The organism is Methylophaga nitratireducenticrescens, from assembly GCF_000260985.4.
GTDB lineage: Bacteria > Pseudomonadota > Gammaproteobacteria > Nitrosococcales > Methylophagaceae > Methylophaga > Methylophaga nitratireducenticrescens.
On record NC_017857.3, the window covers coordinates 2,187,738 to 2,202,248 of the forward strand.

Annotated in this window: 17 protein-coding genes; 12 read left to right on the forward strand and 5 right to left on the reverse strand. The window is 44.2% G+C overall.

The features are described from left to right. Positions 1 to 118: 118 nt before the first annotated feature. Positions 119 to 1,042: a patatin-like phospholipase family protein gene (locus Q7A_RS10365; RefSeq protein WP_014707309.1), complete on the reverse strand. Its 924-nt coding sequence runs from the start codon at positions 1,040 to 1,042 to the stop codon at positions 119 to 121. A gap of 110 nt (positions 1,043 to 1,152) precedes the next feature. Here Q7A_RS10365 and Q7A_RS10370 point away from each other — a divergent pair, with 110 nt between their 5' ends. Then, on the forward strand, positions 1,153 to 1,368 hold the full coding sequence (locus Q7A_RS10370; RefSeq protein ID WP_151903919.1) for a hypothetical protein: 216 nt from the start codon (positions 1,153 to 1,155) through the stop codon (positions 1,366 to 1,368). A gap of 14 nt (positions 1,369 to 1,382) precedes the next feature. Here the strand turns inward: Q7A_RS10370 and Q7A_RS10375 are convergent, their stop codons facing one another. After that, a complete protein-coding gene (locus Q7A_RS10375) occupies positions 1,383 to 2,759 on the reverse strand; it encodes a ribonuclease J (RefSeq protein ID WP_014707311.1) in 1,377 nt (458 codons plus the stop codon). Positions 2,760 to 3,740: 981 nt separating this feature from the next. Here Q7A_RS10375 and Q7A_RS10385 point away from each other — a divergent pair. From Q7A_RS10385 to Q7A_RS10395, 3 genes are read left to right on the forward strand one after another with little or no spacing between them, the layout of a single operon-like run. Then, the gene (locus Q7A_RS10385) at positions 3,741 to 4,031 is read left to right on the forward strand and encodes an OadG family protein (protein ID WP_014707312.1); all 291 of its coding nucleotides are present in this window, start codon (positions 3,741 to 3,743) and stop codon (positions 4,029 to 4,031) included. A 45-nt stretch (positions 4,032 to 4,076) separates the two neighbouring features. Further along, a complete protein-coding gene (gene oadA, locus Q7A_RS10390) occupies positions 4,077 to 5,861 on the forward strand; it encodes a sodium-extruding oxaloacetate decarboxylase subunit alpha (protein ID WP_014707313.1) in 1,785 nt (594 codons plus the stop codon). An 11-nt stretch (positions 5,862 to 5,872) separates the two neighbouring features. Continuing rightward, positions 5,873 to 7,006 (forward strand): sodium ion-translocating decarboxylase subunit beta, encoded by a 1,134-nt coding sequence (locus tag Q7A_RS10395; RefSeq protein WP_014707314.1) that lies wholly within the window; start codon positions 5,873 to 5,875, stop codon positions 7,004 to 7,006. A 27-nt stretch (positions 7,007 to 7,033) separates the two neighbouring features. Here the strand turns inward: Q7A_RS10395 and Q7A_RS10400 are convergent, their stop codons facing one another. Beyond that, positions 7,034 to 7,366, reverse strand: a complete 333-nt coding sequence (locus Q7A_RS10400) for a hypothetical protein (RefSeq protein ID WP_151903920.1) — start codon at positions 7,364 to 7,366, stop codon at positions 7,034 to 7,036. 432 nt (positions 7,367 to 7,798) lie between these two features. Here Q7A_RS10400 and Q7A_RS10405 point away from each other — a divergent pair, with 432 nt between their 5' ends. From Q7A_RS10405 to Q7A_RS10425, 5 genes are read left to right on the forward strand one after another with little or no spacing between them, the layout of a single operon-like run. Continuing rightward, complete coding sequence (locus tag Q7A_RS10405; RefSeq protein WP_014707317.1) at positions 7,799 to 8,020, forward strand: RNA-binding S4 domain-containing protein; 222 nt, start codon at positions 7,799 to 7,801, stop codon at positions 8,018 to 8,020. A gap of 60 nt (positions 8,021 to 8,080) precedes the next feature. Then, on the forward strand, positions 8,081 to 8,404 hold the full coding sequence (locus Q7A_RS10410) for a metalloregulator ArsR/SmtB family transcription factor (protein ID WP_041354549.1): 324 nt from the start codon (positions 8,081 to 8,083) through the stop codon (positions 8,402 to 8,404). A gap of 36 nt (positions 8,405 to 8,440) precedes the next feature. Further along, complete coding sequence (locus Q7A_RS10415; protein ID WP_014707319.1) at positions 8,441 to 8,926, forward strand: arsenate reductase ArsC; 486 nt, start codon at positions 8,441 to 8,443, stop codon at positions 8,924 to 8,926. Beyond that, complete coding sequence (arsB, locus tag Q7A_RS10420) at positions 8,926 to 9,960, forward strand: ACR3 family arsenite efflux transporter (RefSeq protein WP_014707320.1); 1,035 nt, start codon at positions 8,926 to 8,928, stop codon at positions 9,958 to 9,960. Before Q7A_RS10415 ends, arsB begins: the two co-directional genes overlap by 1 nt. Beyond that, positions 9,957 to 10,958 (forward strand): ArsJ-associated glyceraldehyde-3-phosphate dehydrogenase, encoded by a 1,002-nt coding sequence (locus Q7A_RS10425; RefSeq protein ID WP_014707321.1) that lies wholly within the window; start codon positions 9,957 to 9,959, stop codon positions 10,956 to 10,958. The genes arsB and Q7A_RS10425 overlap by 4 nt, the downstream gene beginning before the upstream one ends. Before the next feature lies 1 nt (position 10,959). Here the strand turns inward: Q7A_RS10425 and alkB are convergent, their stop codons facing one another. Further along, entirely contained in the window at positions 10,960 to 11,631 is a 672-nt protein-coding gene (alkB, locus tag Q7A_RS10430) for a DNA oxidative demethylase AlkB (RefSeq protein WP_014707322.1), read from the reverse strand. A gap of 75 nt (positions 11,632 to 11,706) precedes the next feature. Between alkB and Q7A_RS10435 the strand changes: the two genes are divergently transcribed. Then, positions 11,707 to 12,024, forward strand: a complete 318-nt coding sequence (locus Q7A_RS10435) for a hypothetical protein (RefSeq protein ID WP_151903921.1) — start codon at positions 11,707 to 11,709, stop codon at positions 12,022 to 12,024. Here Q7A_RS10435 and Q7A_RS10440 read toward each other — a convergent pair. Next, positions 11,995 to 12,534 (reverse strand): methylated-DNA--[protein]-cysteine S-methyltransferase, encoded by a 540-nt coding sequence (locus Q7A_RS10440; protein ID WP_014707324.1) that lies wholly within the window; start codon positions 12,532 to 12,534, stop codon positions 11,995 to 11,997. The genes Q7A_RS10435 and Q7A_RS10440 overlap by 30 nt on opposite strands. 165 nt (positions 12,535 to 12,699) lie before the next feature. Here Q7A_RS10440 and Q7A_RS10445 point away from each other — a divergent pair, with 165 nt between their 5' ends. Then, positions 12,700 to 13,107: a hypothetical protein gene (locus tag Q7A_RS10445; RefSeq protein ID WP_014707325.1), complete on the forward strand. Its 408-nt coding sequence runs from the start codon at positions 12,700 to 12,702 to the stop codon at positions 13,105 to 13,107. Positions 13,108 to 13,324: 217 nt separating this feature from the next. After that, the gene (locus Q7A_RS10450; protein WP_041354553.1) at positions 13,325 to 14,422 is read left to right on the forward strand and encodes an alkene reductase; all 1,098 of its coding nucleotides are present in this window, start codon (positions 13,325 to 13,327) and stop codon (positions 14,420 to 14,422) included. The last annotated feature ends 89 nt before the right edge of the window (positions 14,423 to 14,511 follow it).

Genomic DNA, 14,511 nt, shown 5'->3' on the forward strand with positions numbered 1-14,511 from the left:
CTGACAGTTTGTAGCGTTACTGTCAGTAGATTTCTACTAAAAATTTAGCTTCACGACATGACAGTTGCAAATAGAAGTTGGTTCTTATCAGAGGTTAAAAAGGTAACAGATAAATTATCTAATCAAGTTGACCAAGACAAAATTGAATTTCTGCCAGATTTTTTTCAACACTATTCGTGCCAGCCTGTATCGCTTCAGCTGCACGGTAAAACTCCAGCAAACCAATATGCGACAAACGTGGCTGTAACAACACATCCGGTGGGTCTCCCGCCATACGGCTGCGGGTAATCCTGTCCTGAGTGATATTGACTGATGCAGCAATTGCGGCAAACATATCCGGTACATCCTCTTTGGGTGTTTTCTCTTCACCAAAAAGATTACCCGTGTAATTAGTAATAAACTCACCAATCCGGTTACTCAGCAGATTACTGCTTTGATCATTCTTGGGAACCGGAGGATTCTGATGCAGATGTTTTCCTAAAATATCGCCATTCAGGTTGACTGCAATCACAATATCAGCCCCCAGTGCGCGGCAGACCGACACCGGTACTGGATTGACTAATCCACCATCAATTAACCAACGTCCATGGTGCTTAATGGCTGGAAATAAACCTGGCAAAGAAATAGAAGACCAGACGGCTTCAAGCAATTTTCCTTCAGTATTCCAGACTTCCTGACCGGAATGAAGATGGGTCGCTACACTGGCATAACGCGTCGGAAGGTCTTCAATTAATGTGGCTTCATCAGCCACATACTGTCTTAGGAATTGATGCAACTTATCTTTGTTCACCACGCCGTTAAACGGAAAACCGATATTAAAAAATCGCGCTGTCTCCAGTTTGGTCAGCTTTAACAATCGTTGTTGCAGATCGGGCAATTTATTACTTAGATATGCTGCCCCAACTAAAGCACCTATTGAAGTACCAACCACCACATCGGGCTTGATTCCTGCCTTTTCGAGAGCATTTATCACACCAATATGTGTCCATCCTCTTGCTGCCCCACTGCCAAGTGCCAAGCCGATTTTCAACGAATTTTTCATTTAATATTCACTTTAAATTTAGGGGAAAACCGTATTAACATGATGAAAAGGCTAAAGATATATAAATTCCGACCGTTATAACTAAATGACTTGTGTAACCTTAGGTCAACATGATGGATATTTCACGAATTTATCATAACAACTTTTTAATTACCTACAGCACTCAACCGGTTAACCCTGGACAGGCGTCTGCGGAAAAAACCCAGCACACAATTCATGAAGAGCGAAGGCAGCGTCGTGAACGTCGCAAGCGTAAACAGAAAACGCGGATAGAAAGACGGGTTTCTTCAGAACGCCGGGGCCCTGCGTTTGACGCCAAGGCTTAAATTCAACTGATGTTTTAAAGCTTTTTTAATTCCTTGCGATCAACCAGCCCCCAGCGTCCTGTTTTTACCGCTCCACGACGAATGCCATTAACCGGCGCTATATAAAACAAATCACCATTCTGTCCCAAAAGCTGTTGTCTCACACCGCTGGCTTTGGCAATTTTGGCATTGGCTTTCATATGCATTAACTCGCCGTGTACCGGGATCGCACACTGCGGTTGCACCCATTGATACATGGTTTTAAGTTCTTCACTGGCAGGATGTCCCGAGGCGTGAATGGGCAGCGCGCTATTATCAATATCAATCACATCAACCTGCATGACTTTAAGCCGTTCTATCAATGTGGCAATCGCCAGTTCATTTCCGGGAATTACTTTTGAACTGAAAATAACAGTATCGCCCGGTGATAACTGCATATCCCGAAAACTGTTCAGACTCAGACGATGTAAGGCTGTTCGCGGCTCCCCCTGACTTCCGGTCGCCACCAATAAAACCGTATGTGCCGGTAAAAAGCCCAAATGTGCTGAATCTACCGACGTTTTTACACTGTTCCATAAACCAACATTTTTGGCAGCCGACACGGTGTTAATTAAAGAGCGTCCAAGCAGGCCCAAATGTCGACCAGTTTCATCAGCAATTCTTGCCAGGGTATGTAACCGGGCGATATTGCTGCCAAAACAGGCAACCACTACTCTGCCTTTGGCCTGTTCAACATGAAATTTCAAACCTTTGTATAAATTTGATTCTGATTCTGACCAACCCTGCACATTGGCGTTGGTCGAATCACACACCATGGCATCAACCTGATATTCAGCTAACTTTTGAAAGGTGCCTGCATCATATGCCGGACCCACCACCGGACCTTTATCAAGCTTCCAATCCGCGGTATGAAATACTTTTCCTGCTGCTGTCGAGATAAGCAATGCATAAGGTTCGGGAATTGAATGAGTCAGTTTTAACCACTCCACATGAAATACGCCGATCTGTCGTTTGGCATCAGCTTCAACCACAATGACCGGCACTTTATCTGCGAGACCTCGTTCAACCAGCTTGCGCCGTAACATTTCAGCGGTAAATGCCGTTGTATAAACCGGGCACCGGAAGTATTCCCAAAGATAAGGCACTGCGCCAATATGATCTTCATGAGCATGGGTAATAATCAGGCCATCCAGCTGCTGACGACGGTCAATCAGAAATTGCGGATCAGCCATTTGAATCGGTGGGTTTTGGCTATTGATTGATTCACCAAATTCATCCACCTCGGCTTGAAACGTGACACCACAATCGACAATTAACCAACGCCCGTTATGTCCATACACATTAAGGTTCATGCCTATTTCGCCACAACCTCCCAGCGGCAGGAACCAAAAATCATCTTTTCCAGGTGTCATCCAGACCTCATAATTCAAACGCGTCAGTGTTAAATATTTTCGGTGAAAACAAGTGTTGCTATGAGTGGTAATGTTCTCACCAGTTCATCTTCACTATTTCCATGGTAGCAGTTGCACTTTTGCAGCAGTATAAATACAGCCAGATAATTCCTTTTTCAAAAGATCTAGGGCTTGTTGATCTTTCATCTCCGTCTTTATTGTGAGCTGAAAAAGCATCAATCAAGGCACGAGGAGTGCCTTTTGTGAGATACATCCCTGTATCTCACCCCATTGGGGCTTGCGCTCAAAAAAGCTTATCTCCATGGATGGAGTGTATGCAAAAGCAATGTCTGGAACATTGCTTGTCCCGGCGTTTTTGTAGTTATTCTAAATAAACGACGAGCAAAGCTTCCGTATCCTGCTCACGCCCCTGACCTACATCCATGTAGGCCACACAGAGTGGCGCTTTTTCAGTCACAACCCGAAGGGCTGGGACTATTTTTGCGGCCGCCTGCGTTGTATGAAATACATCCCTGTATTTCACCGCGACGCGGCCAGCTAAGCTGTTCAAATGCGTTCCAGACTTTATTTGTCAATCACTTATCTAGGAAGGCTACAGGGCGTGCTTTCCGCCTTGTCGGACACAAAAATAGTCGCCAGCAGTGGTGGATATGAAAGATCAACAAGCCCAAAACCAAAGCCGTCATATTTATATTCCACCAGCGGCAAAAGCTTTTTGTTATATAAGGTTATCGATTAACTTCTGAAACAAGCCCTACCTCCATTCCGGTTTTAATTGCATTATTGAAGTAGGATTTGCCGCTCCGGTCGCTAAATGAATCGTGATAGTGAATATGCTTACATCGTTGTTACTGCAGCTTATAAGCAGCATTTGGCATAAAGGAAATATCTGACTTAAATCAACAATGCTATACTTTGCGGCTGTTTACAGTTGAATACGCTGCAGGCTTTTAACTATCCAAAAAAATCAGAGGCAAACAGATGGAAGAATCCACCCTTATGTCAGAAGGATTAACGCTCATGCTGACCGGCATGGGTTTTGTATTTGTGTTTTTGACCGTATTAGTGCTGGTAACGACATTAATGTCGTGGATAATTACACGCTATGAAAAAAGTGTTGGTGCCCTTCCTGCTGAAGGTATTCCGGCCCCAACCGCTGTATTAGGTCGGAATCAGTCAGCGAAGTCCAACCAACAATCCCACTCTTCTCAGGATTCAACATTACTCACGGTTTTATCCAGTGCAATACACAAATACCGAAAAAACAAGTGACGCCAAGTCGCTCCATGAATTAGTAGTTTAATCAAAGGCCATAATATGACCGAAGCAAATAAAAAGCTTGGCATTACCGATGTCGTTCTGCGTGATGCCCATCAATCACTTTTCGCTACCCGACTCCGTTTAGATGACATGCTGCCAATTGCCGACAAACTGGATCAGGTAGGTTACTGGTCAGTCGAAACATGGGGTGGCGCAACATTCGATGCCTGTATCCGCTATCTTGGTGAAGATCCCTGGCATCGCATCCGCAGTCTTAAGGCAGCCATGCCCAATACCCCACAACAAATGTTACTGCGCGGGCAAAATTTATTGGGTTATCGTCATTATGCTGATGATGTGGTGCGTAAATTTGTGGAAAGAGCCAGCATTAATGGCGTAGATGTTTTCCGCGTTTTCGACGCTATGAATGATCCGAGAAACCTTGAAGTTGCTATCAAAGCCGTTTTGGATAATGAAAAGCATGCCCAAGGCACCATGGCCTACACCATCAGCCCGGTACATGATTTGCAAATGTGGCTGGATATGGCAAAACGCATTGAAGATATGGGTGCCCATTCATTATGTATTAAAGATATGGCTGGTTTGCTTAAGCCTTACAAAGCTTATGAACTTGTTAAAAGTCTTAAGCAAACCATTGATATCCCTATACATATGCAGTCTCACGCGACTACCGGTCTGTCGACAGCCACCATCATGAAATGTGTTGAAGCTGGCATCGATAATGTCGACACTGCCATTTCCTCAATGTCGATGACCTATGGTCATTCGGCAACTGAATCGGTTGTAGCCATCTTTGAAGATACAGACAGTGATACCGGTCTGAATATCGAATTACTAGAAGAAATCGCTGCGTACTTCCGCGATGTTCGTAAAAAATATGCCAAGTTTGAGGGAAGTTTACGTGGGGTTGATTCACGCATTCTGGTAGCCCAGGTTCCTGGGGGCATGTTGACCAATATGGAAAGCCAGTTGCGTGAACAGAATGCGCTGGATCGAATGGATGAAGTGTTACATGAAATTCCTCGCGTGCGTGAGGATCTCGGATTTATCCCGTTGGTAACGCCTACCTCGCAAATTGTCGGTACCCAGGCCGTTATTAATGTATTAACCGGTGAACGTTATAAATCCATCACCGAAGAAACACAGGGTGTTTTACGCGGTGAATATGGCTCTGCTCCGGCAGCATTTAATGCTGAATTGCAAAAACGTGTGCTTAATGATGAACAAGCAATTACCTGTCGTCCCGCCGATTTGCTTGAAGATGAAATGGAAAAGCTGACCAGTGAATTAATCTCACTTGCCGAAACAGAAGACTTTAAACTCGAAGAAGGTGAAAGGCAGATTGATGATGTTTTAACCTTTGCGTTATTTAATCAGACAGCAATCAAATTTCTTAAAAATCGTGGCAATCCTGATGCATTTGAACCGTTGCCAACCGCGGAATCCACTCACGAATCCTCCATTCCAGCCAAATCGGCAGGCTCGCCAGAAACCTACACCATCACCGTTAATGGCCAGCAATATGTTGTTGAGGTCAATGAAGGTGGTGATATTAGTCAGATTGATAAATCTCAAGCTCCACAGCCTAGCCAACCAGCAGCAAGCGAAGGTGTTGCGGTAAAAGCACCATTGTCCGGAAACATCTGGAAAATCATGGTTTCTCAAGGCCAATCGGTTAAAGAAGGCGATGTATTGCTTATCCTTGAAGCGATGAAAATGGAAACACAAATAGTAGCCGAACACGACGGCACGGTGACTTCAATCAATGTTAAACCAGGTGACACTGTCAAAGTTGGTGACTCCCTCGTTTCTATCGCTTAAGGGCTACTCTAATGGATAAGTTATTACATCTTTGGGAGGCCACTGGCTTCTATCAAATGCAACCTGGTCAGGGGATCATGATCCTGATTGGCATGTTGTTGTTATATCTGGCAATCAAGAAAAACTTTGAGCCTTTATTACTGGTTCCAATTGGCTTTGGTGGCGTGCTTGCCAATATTCCGGGAGCCGGCTTAGCTGAGGCAGGTGGTATTTTGCACCTGTTTTATGTGGTTGGTATTGAAAGCGGCGCCTTCCCGCTCATCATTTTTATGGGTGTCGGCGCAATGACTGATTTTGGTCCCCTGCTCGCCAATCCTAAAACTCTGTTTCTGGGAGCTGCAGCTCAGTTTGGTATTTTTGCAACGTTAATGGGGGCAGTTTTACTCTCTACTTTCGGTATCTTCGACTTCAGTCTGGCCGATGCTGCAGCCATTGGTATTATCGGCGGCGCTGATGGGCCTACATCGATTTATGTTGCCAGTAAGCTTGCACCTGACTTGCTGGGTGCTATTGCTGTTGCCTCTTATTCCTATATGGCATTGGTACCGTTGATTCAGCCACCGATTATGCGTGCGCTGACTAATGAAAAAGATCGTAAAATCCGTATGCACCAGCAGCGTCATGTATCACAACGGGAAAAAATTGTTTTCCCTTTGGTTATCCTGATTCTGGTCGCTCTCTTCCTGCCTGATGCCGCACCATTATTAGGTATGTTCTGCTTTGGTAATCTGATGAAAGAATGTGCGGTGGTGGATCGCCTGAGCAATACTACTCAGAACTCACTGATCAACACTGTGACGATTTTCCTGGGCCTTGCGGTTGGTTCCAAATTAAGTGCAGAAAGCTTTTTGAATGAAATGACATTAGGCATTCTGTTGCTTGGTATGGTGGCCTTTTCTATCGGTACGGCATCGGGGGTCATCATGGCTAAAATACTTAATAAAATAACCAAAGAACCAATTAATCCGTTAATCGGTTCTGCTGGTGTATCAGCAGTCCCCATGGCGGCCAGGGTTTCCAACAAGCTGGGGCTGGAAGCCGATAAACATAACTTCCTGTTAATGCATGCCATGGGCCCGAATGTAGCCGGGGTTATAGGCTCAGCGGTAGCAGCAGGTATTCTGATTAACTACGCAGCCGGTTAATGTTTATTGCCCCCTGAAAGACTTTTTTCAGGGGGCAATTTGTTTACCTTTTACAATTCTCACTCCCGCAATTTGATTACCAGAACCTCTTATTTCACATGCGTAACCGGCCAACGATGCGTGAGACTCAACCCAGCCTTGCCATTTTTCTCCCTGAGAATAATCACCCGTTATTCTGCTAAGGCCAAGGCCAAAATGGTGATCCAATTTGATTACCATTTCTTGATAAGTCATACCGGGTTTCACTTGTTGACAGGCAGAATAAATCTTATCCGTTTCCCAAACGTAATACACGGGGTATAACATCATCAGGACAATTGAAAACTGAAACAATTTAACAAGGGTCTGTTGATATTTCATAGCCGCCTCTGTTGTGACTGAAAATGCACCAATCAAGGCGCGAGGAATGCAGTTTGTGAGATACATCCATGTATCTCACCCCATTGGGGCTGACGCGCAAAAACGCTCCCGGCGTTTTTGTAGTCATTCTAAATAAATGACGAGTAACGTAGAGTGGTGCATTTTCAGTCACAACCCAAAGGGCTGGGACTATTTTTTTGCCCCACGGCGTTGGAAATGACTTATGTAGATCACTACATCGCATCATTTCCGCCTTGTTGGACAAAAAAATAGCCTCCAGCAGTGGTGGCTCTGAAAAATCAATAGACCCTGAATATTTCATGGCCATGTTTCCTTTCATTACGCCATTTTCGAATGTGTTGATTGTAGAGTGAGTCACATTGTTAAAACGTGACCTAACGATTGTTTTTTACAAAATAACAGGAAACTTCCATGTCCAAAGAAATAACACCCGTTCATATCACCAAAAGCTCGGTAGAACTGTTCAAGATCCTTAAATTTGAAGGCATTGCTGACAGTGGTGCCGAAGCAAAAAATATCGTTGCCGAGGGGCACGTTAAAGTGAATGGTGAAGTTGAAACCCGTAAACGCAGACAAATGGTTGCTGGTGATATTTTTCAAATTGGCGATGAACGCTGGCAATTAGTGGATTGACTTAACTGAAATATAATATATGATTTATTGCATATATGAATATTCAAATATAACTTTGTTATGGACTTACTGAGTTTTCACAAATGTCTGGCCGATGAGACACGGCTACGTATGGTGTTGCTGATTGTTGATCAGGGCGAACTTTGCGTATGTGAGCTGATGTCAGCTCTGAAAATAAGCCAACCAAAAATTTCACGTCATCTGGCACTTCTGAGACAAAATGGCCTATTACAGGATCGACGTCAGGGACAGTGGGTTTATTATCGACTTAATCCTGAACTCCCCGCCTGGTCCCAACAGTCCATTAGTGCGGCTTATCAGAGTAAACCTGACTTCTTCAAAGAAGATTTAACCAAGTTACAACGCTTGGGTAATTGCTGCTAAAAATTTTCGCTAAATATATATGGATAAACATATGTTATGACAACCACACCTTTCAAATTTTTATTTCTTTGCACACACAATGCCTGCCGAAGCATTCTTGCTGAGGCCATTTTCCGACACCTTGCGGATACCAGGTTTATTGTGGCCAGTGCGGGTAGCAACCCTGCGGGTAACGTTTTCCCTGAAACACTGACCAAATTGCAGGAACATGGTTATAGCGTTGATGGTTTATTCAGCAAATCCTGGGATGATTTAAAAGATTATCAACCAGATGTTGTTATCACTGTTTGCGATCAGGCTGCAGGTGAAAGCTGCCCGGTCTGGTTTGGCAAGGCTGTGAAAGGACATTGGGGATTGACCGACGCTTCCAAAGTAGTGGATCCGTTTGAGCGAAATCAGACTTTCGATGAATTAATCAGTTTGCTCGACGCTCGCATCAGTGCATTACTGCAATTAATGCCAGCTGAGTTATCTGCCTCTGAACTCAGCGCTGAAATTAAACGCATAGGAGCTTTATCCTGATGGGCATATTTGAACGCTATTTATCGGTTTGGGTCGGGCTGAGTATTCTGGCTGGTCTGTTTTTGGGAAATCTGTTTCCCAGCCTGTTCAATCTGGTTGCCAGCCTGAAATATGCTCATGTCAATCTGCTGATCGCGATATTCATCTGGTTAATGATTTATCCAATGATGGTGCAGGTGGATTTCACGGCGATTAAAGATATTGGCAAACGACCTCAGGGGATCTGGCTGACTTTGGTCATCAACTGGCTAATCAAACCCTTCACTATGGCTGCACTGGGCTGGCTATTTTTTAAAGTCTTATTTGCCGGATGGGTCGATCCCCAATCGGCTGATGAATATATTGCTGGAATGATTTTACTCGGCGTGGCTCCCTGCACAGCAATGGTGTTTATCTGGAGTCAATTGGTCAAAGGTGATGCTAATTACACGCTGGTTCAGGTGTCGCTCAATGACATTATTATGATTTTTGCGTTTGCACCGATTGCCGCATTTTTACTTGGTATCACTGATTTGACCGTACCTTGGGAAACCTTGCTGATTTCAGTCGTTTTATATGTCTTGTTACCGTTGTTAGCCGGCTTTTTTACTCGACAACATATTATCAAAAACAAGGGATTACCTGAGTTATCCCGCTTTTTAAATCACATCAAACCCTGGTCAATTCTGGGATTACTGGCCACTGTAGTGCTTTTATTTGGCTTTCAGGCTGAAACCATTCTGCAACAACCTTTCATTATTGTACTGATAGCAATTCCACTGTTGATTCAAACCTATGGAATTTTTGCGTTAGCTTATTTCGCAGCGATCAAACTGCGTCTCCAGCATGATGTTGCTGCACCGGCATGCCTTATCGGCACATCCAATTTTTTTGAAATGGCCGTCGCCGTTGCTATTTCATTATTCGGGCTTCACTCCGGCGCTGCTCTGGCAACTGTGGTGGGTGTTCTGGTCGAAGTGCCGGTCATGTTGACGTTAGTCTATTTCGCCAATTGCACCCGACACTGGTTTCCCAAAAAAGAGAATTTATCATGACAATCAAAGTAGGTATTAATGGTTTCGGCCGTATCGGTCGATTATGTTTACGTGCCGCATGGGACTGGGCAGATATTGAGTTTGTGCAACTTAATGATCCTGCCGGTAATGCTGAAACCCATGCCCACCTGTTAAATTTTGATTCGGTACATGGCCGCTGGGATCACCGGGCAGAAGCCAATGGCAACACTATTATTGTTGGCCATAAAACGCTTGCTGTAACTGCAAATAAAGCTATTGATGACACTGACTGGTCAGCTTGTGATGTAGTCATAGAGGCTTCCGGCAAAATGCGCGACACTGGGTTATTGCAAAGCTATCTGGATCAGGGAGTTAAACGTGTTGTCGTTACAGCCCCGGTCAAACAGCCTGGTGTTTTAAATGTTGTAATGGGCGTTAATGATGATCTGTATGATGCCGATAAACATTCCATCGTCACGGCCGCTTCCTGCACCACCAACTGTCTGGCACCAGTCGTCAAAGTTATTCATGAAAATCTGGCGATCAAGCATGGCATGATTACTACCATTCATGATCTGACCAATACTCAGTCAATTATGGATACTCCCCACAAAGATTTACGCCGGGCCCGCATGTCCGGCACTAATTTGATTCCCACCACCACTGGCAGTGCTACCGCCATTACTGAAATTTTTCCCGAGCTCAAAGGGCGACTCAATGGGCATGCTGTCCGGGTGCCATTAGCCAATGCTTCATTAACAGATTGTGTGTTTGAAGTTGAACGTGCCACCTCGGTCGAAGAAGTCAACGCGCTATTAAAAGCTGCAGCAGAAAATGAATTAAACGGTATTTTGGGCTATGAGGAACAACCTCTGGTATCCAGTGATTATCGGGGCGATCCGCGTTCCAGTATTATCGATGCCCTATCGACAATGGTCACTAATGAAACTCAGGTGAAAATTTATGCCTGGTACGACAATGAATGGGGTTACAGCATGCGGACAATGGAACTAGTGCGTAAAGTTGGCTTAAGCTAAGTTAGCTTGCCTTACGAAACGTCAGGTTATACCGATATGGCCCGGTCAGTGGATGCTGGCCGGGTTTTAAGGTTAATACACCATGATAATATCGACGCGCAGCCCTGCCCCAGACGATGACATCGCCATGTTCAAGTGGGATACGTTGCTTTGGATCGTTTCTGCTGGCACCACCGAACTGAAAAATGATAGGCAAACCCAACGAGACTGAGACTATTGGCTGAGAAAAGTCTTTCTCATCTTTATCCTGATGCAGCCCCATCTTGGCCCCGACTTCATATTGATTCATTAAACAAACATCTGGATTGAAGTCAGAGAAACCACAACGCTGAGCTGCTGTTTCAGCAAGCTCACGAAAACATTGCGGCATTTCAGGCCAGGCCAAATTTGTCAGTGGATCGATTGCGGTATATCGATAACCATGGCGATCGGTGTGCCAGCCCACATCACCGCAATTGGTAATTGCTGCCGACATATAAAATCCGCCTGGTGTCTGCATTTTGCGAAAAGTTGATTGGGCATTAATCTGCTCAATGGTAATTAATAACTGTGACGCTTGTTGAAGCGCAAAACCTTTCAGAAGGTAGACATCCGGCAGGATCTCATCACAATCTTTAATGTCATTATCAGTAAATAAATCTGCTGTAATCATCAGGGCTTGTTGATCTTTCATATCCACCACTGCTGGTGGCTATTTTTGTGTCCGACAAGGTGGAAAGCACGCCGTGTAGCCTTCCTAGATAAGTGATTGACAAATGAGTCTGGAACGCATTTGAACAGCTTAGCTGGCCGCGTAGCGGTGAAATACAGGGATGTATTTCATACAACGCAGTCGGGCGCAAAAATAGTCCCAGCCCTTCGGGTTGTGACTGAAAAAGCGCCACTCTGTGTGGCCTACATGGATGTAGGTCAGGAGCGTGAGCAAGATGCGGAAGCTTTGCTCGTCGTTTATTTAGAATTACTAAACTGCACTTCTCGTGCCTTGATTGGAGCATTTTCAGTAACAACAGAGGCGGCGATGAAAGATAAACAAGCCCTAGGCCAACATCAATCGCTCACGGCGTAACAACGCTTGTTTACTCTCTACTCCCCAACGATAACCGGAAATTGCACCATCTTTGCGAATCACGCGGTGACACGGGATGATAACCGCAATATTATTGGCTCCACAGGCACTGGCAATGGCTCTTACAGCACCGGGATTATGCAGTTTTTCAGCAATATCGCTGTAACACACTGTTGAACCCACCGGTATTTCCAGTAAGGCTTGCCAGACTTGTTGTTGAAAAGGTGTGCCTCGCAGATCCAGATTAAAATCCGTGTTTTTTTGTGGGTTATGAATAATTTCAATCACTTTTGAAAGCGTATTTTTAATCCCATTCCCCCCATCCACACATTTTGCCGTTGGAAACTGTTTCTGCAAACAGACCATTAGCTCTTTAGCTGATTTGCCCAAGTAAACGGCACAAATACCATTTGCAGATTCACCAACAAGCACATTACCCACTGGACTGATACCAATAGCAAAATGAATTTGTTCAAATTCTGGCGTAATGGCTTGCAACCCGTTTGCCATAATTGAATGTCCTCTGTTCACTTAATACTCACCTTATCTTTTTTAGATTACATTTATTAGGCTTAATTCCTTCGTTAGTTTTACAGTCAGGATTTTGCCGATGCAGATAGTCTAAAATTCCATTAAGCTATATCATATATATAGGAAATTTTCCTGGAAAATATTATGAAAAAATTAATTCTGCTTTTACTCTGTTCCCCAATGCTGGCAAATGCTGGGGCGATCTCTCAGTTAGGATCAGGTGATCCGTTAAAACTGGTTTATCAGGAAATGCTTTACCAATATCAGGTTGGCTTGGAAATACATCAATTATATGACTTCAAGCAGCCAATGGATGTGATGCAATGCAAAAATCAGTATGGGTATATTCAAACCCGCGCTCGCTCAATGGTTGGTACAGCAAATCAGGTTGAAGAAGAAATCCGAAGTGATGTCATCGATGCGGCCTGGTTTGCATTAAACTGTTCACGATGTGGAAGTGCTGAAGATAGTTGTGATCCTGTTCCAGAAAAGTTGGAGTTACTTAAATCACAACTCGAAGCCAAACAAAAAGCCAAAGCTGAACAGCAATAGCTAATAGATGGTTTTGTAGTTAAGTACTGGGTCTTTAATTCCCGTTTCTCATGCTGGAATGTTACCGCTTATAGCAGCGGCTAATTCACATAAAAGTTATTTCAGTTTAAATCGAACTTCCAGACAGAGTTAAACTTGTTATTAACGTCTTCCTGCAAGGGCTTCTTTTCAAAGGATTATCCATTCAACTCCTTTCACCATTATTTCAGAGGTACTTATGAGCCAATTAGCGGCGATTGATTTATTATCTCCTATTAAAATTGGGGATCTTTCACTGAAGAACAGAATGGTCATGGCACCATTAACCCGCAACAGAGCTGGTGAAGGTTTAGTACCAACTGAAATGAATGTTACTTATTATCAGCAACGTGCCAGTGCCGGTCTGATTATCAGCGAAGGATCACAAATTGCAGATGATGCCTTGGGCTATCCGCTGACCCCCGGAATTCATAATGACGAGCAAGTAAACGGCTGGCGAAAAGTAACGGATGCCGTGCATCGTGAGGATGGTCTTATTTTTGTGCAACTCTGGCATTGTGGTCGGGTTTCACATAGCTCAATGCTGCCAAATGGTATGAAACCGCTGGCACCTTCTGCCATCAAACCAGCGGGTGAAGTCTATACCTATGAAGGCATGAAACCCTATGAAACACCCCAAGCTATAGAAACAAGCGACATCCCACGGATTATTGAACAATATCGTCATGCAGCCTGCTGTGCGGTTGAAGCCGGTTTTGATGGCGTTGAAATTCACGCGGCCAATGGTTATCTGCTGGATCAGTTTCTCCGGGATGGAAGTAATAAACGTGATGATCAATACGGTGGCAGTATTGAAAACCGCGCGCGATTAATTATGGAAGTCACTGCGGCAGTATGCGAAATATGGGATCCCAAAAAAGTGGGGATACGCCTCTCCCCGCTGCAGCCATTTAATGATTTATATGATTCCAATCCCGAGGCGACTTTCAGTTATATGGTGAAGGCGCTCAATAAATTTGGACTCGGTTATCTGCATGTTACTGAAATGGGCGCTGAAACTCCTGGTGCTGCCGGCCCTCATTTTGATGTCAGCTCTTTGCGTAAATTATGGAATGGTCTTTATATGACCAACAGTGATTATGATTATGCATCTGCTAACAAAGCCCTGAAAGATGACAAAGCTGATCTGATTTCGTTTGGCAAATTGTTTATCGCTAATCCGGATCTTCCTGAACGTTTTGCCAAAAATGCTCCTCTGAATCAACCGGATCCAGACAGTTTTTATGGTGGTGATGCAAAAGGTTATATCGATTATCCTTTTCTTGAACCGATATAAATTTATTTTTCCATCCAGTGTCTGATGATCTTCCATAACCGTCCCTGTTGTCACTGAATGCACCACTCAAGGCGCGAGGAATGCCATTT

Excerpts from the sequence above, each read along its gene's own strand:
- Q7A_RS10445 (WP_014707325.1), top strand. The coding sequence starts at position 12,700 with ATGAAAAAATTAATTCTGCTTTTACTCTGTTCCCCAATGCTGGCAAAT.
- Q7A_RS10385 (WP_014707312.1), top strand. The coding sequence starts at position 3,741 with ATGGAAGAATCCACCCTTATGTCAGAAGGATTAACGCTCATGCTGACC.
- Q7A_RS10450 (WP_041354553.1), top strand. The coding sequence starts at position 13,325 with ATGAGCCAATTAGCGGCGATTGATTTATTATCTCCTATTAAAATTGGG.
- Q7A_RS10415 (WP_014707319.1), top strand. The coding sequence starts at position 8,441 with ATGACAACCACACCTTTCAAATTTTTATTTCTTTGCACACACAATGCC.
- Q7A_RS10410 (WP_041354549.1), top strand. The coding sequence starts at position 8,081 with ATGGACTTACTGAGTTTTCACAAATGTCTGGCCGATGAGACACGGCTA.
- Q7A_RS10425 (WP_014707321.1), top strand. The coding sequence starts at position 9,957 with ATGACAATCAAAGTAGGTATTAATGGTTTCGGCCGTATCGGTCGATTA.
- oadA (WP_014707313.1), top strand. The coding sequence starts at position 4,077 with ATGACCGAAGCAAATAAAAAGCTTGGCATTACCGATGTCGTTCTGCGT.
- Q7A_RS10365 (WP_014707309.1), bottom strand. The coding sequence starts at position 1,042 with ATGAAAAATTCGTTGAAAATCGGCTTGGCACTTGGCAGTGGGGCAGCA.
- Q7A_RS10375 (WP_014707311.1), bottom strand. The coding sequence starts at position 2,759 with ATGACACCTGGAAAAGATGATTTTTGGTTCCTGCCGCTGGGAGGTTGT.
- Q7A_RS10440 (WP_014707324.1), bottom strand. The coding sequence starts at position 12,534 with ATGGCAAACGGGTTGCAAGCCATTACGCCAGAATTTGAACAAATTCAT.
- Q7A_RS10395 (WP_014707314.1), top strand. The coding sequence starts at position 5,873 with ATGGATAAGTTATTACATCTTTGGGAGGCCACTGGCTTCTATCAAATG.
- alkB (WP_014707322.1), bottom strand. The coding sequence starts at position 11,631 with ATGAAAGATCAACAAGCCCTGATGATTACAGCAGATTTATTTACTGAT.
- Q7A_RS10370 (WP_151903919.1), top strand. The coding sequence starts at position 1,153 with ATGATGGATATTTCACGAATTTATCATAACAACTTTTTAATTACCTAC.
- Q7A_RS10405 (WP_014707317.1), top strand. The coding sequence starts at position 7,799 with ATGTCCAAAGAAATAACACCCGTTCATATCACCAAAAGCTCGGTAGAA.
- arsB (WP_014707320.1), top strand. The coding sequence starts at position 8,926 with ATGGGCATATTTGAACGCTATTTATCGGTTTGGGTCGGGCTGAGTATT.
- Q7A_RS10400 (WP_151903920.1), bottom strand. The coding sequence starts at position 7,366 with ATGAAATATCAACAGACCCTTGTTAAATTGTTTCAGTTTTCAATTGTC.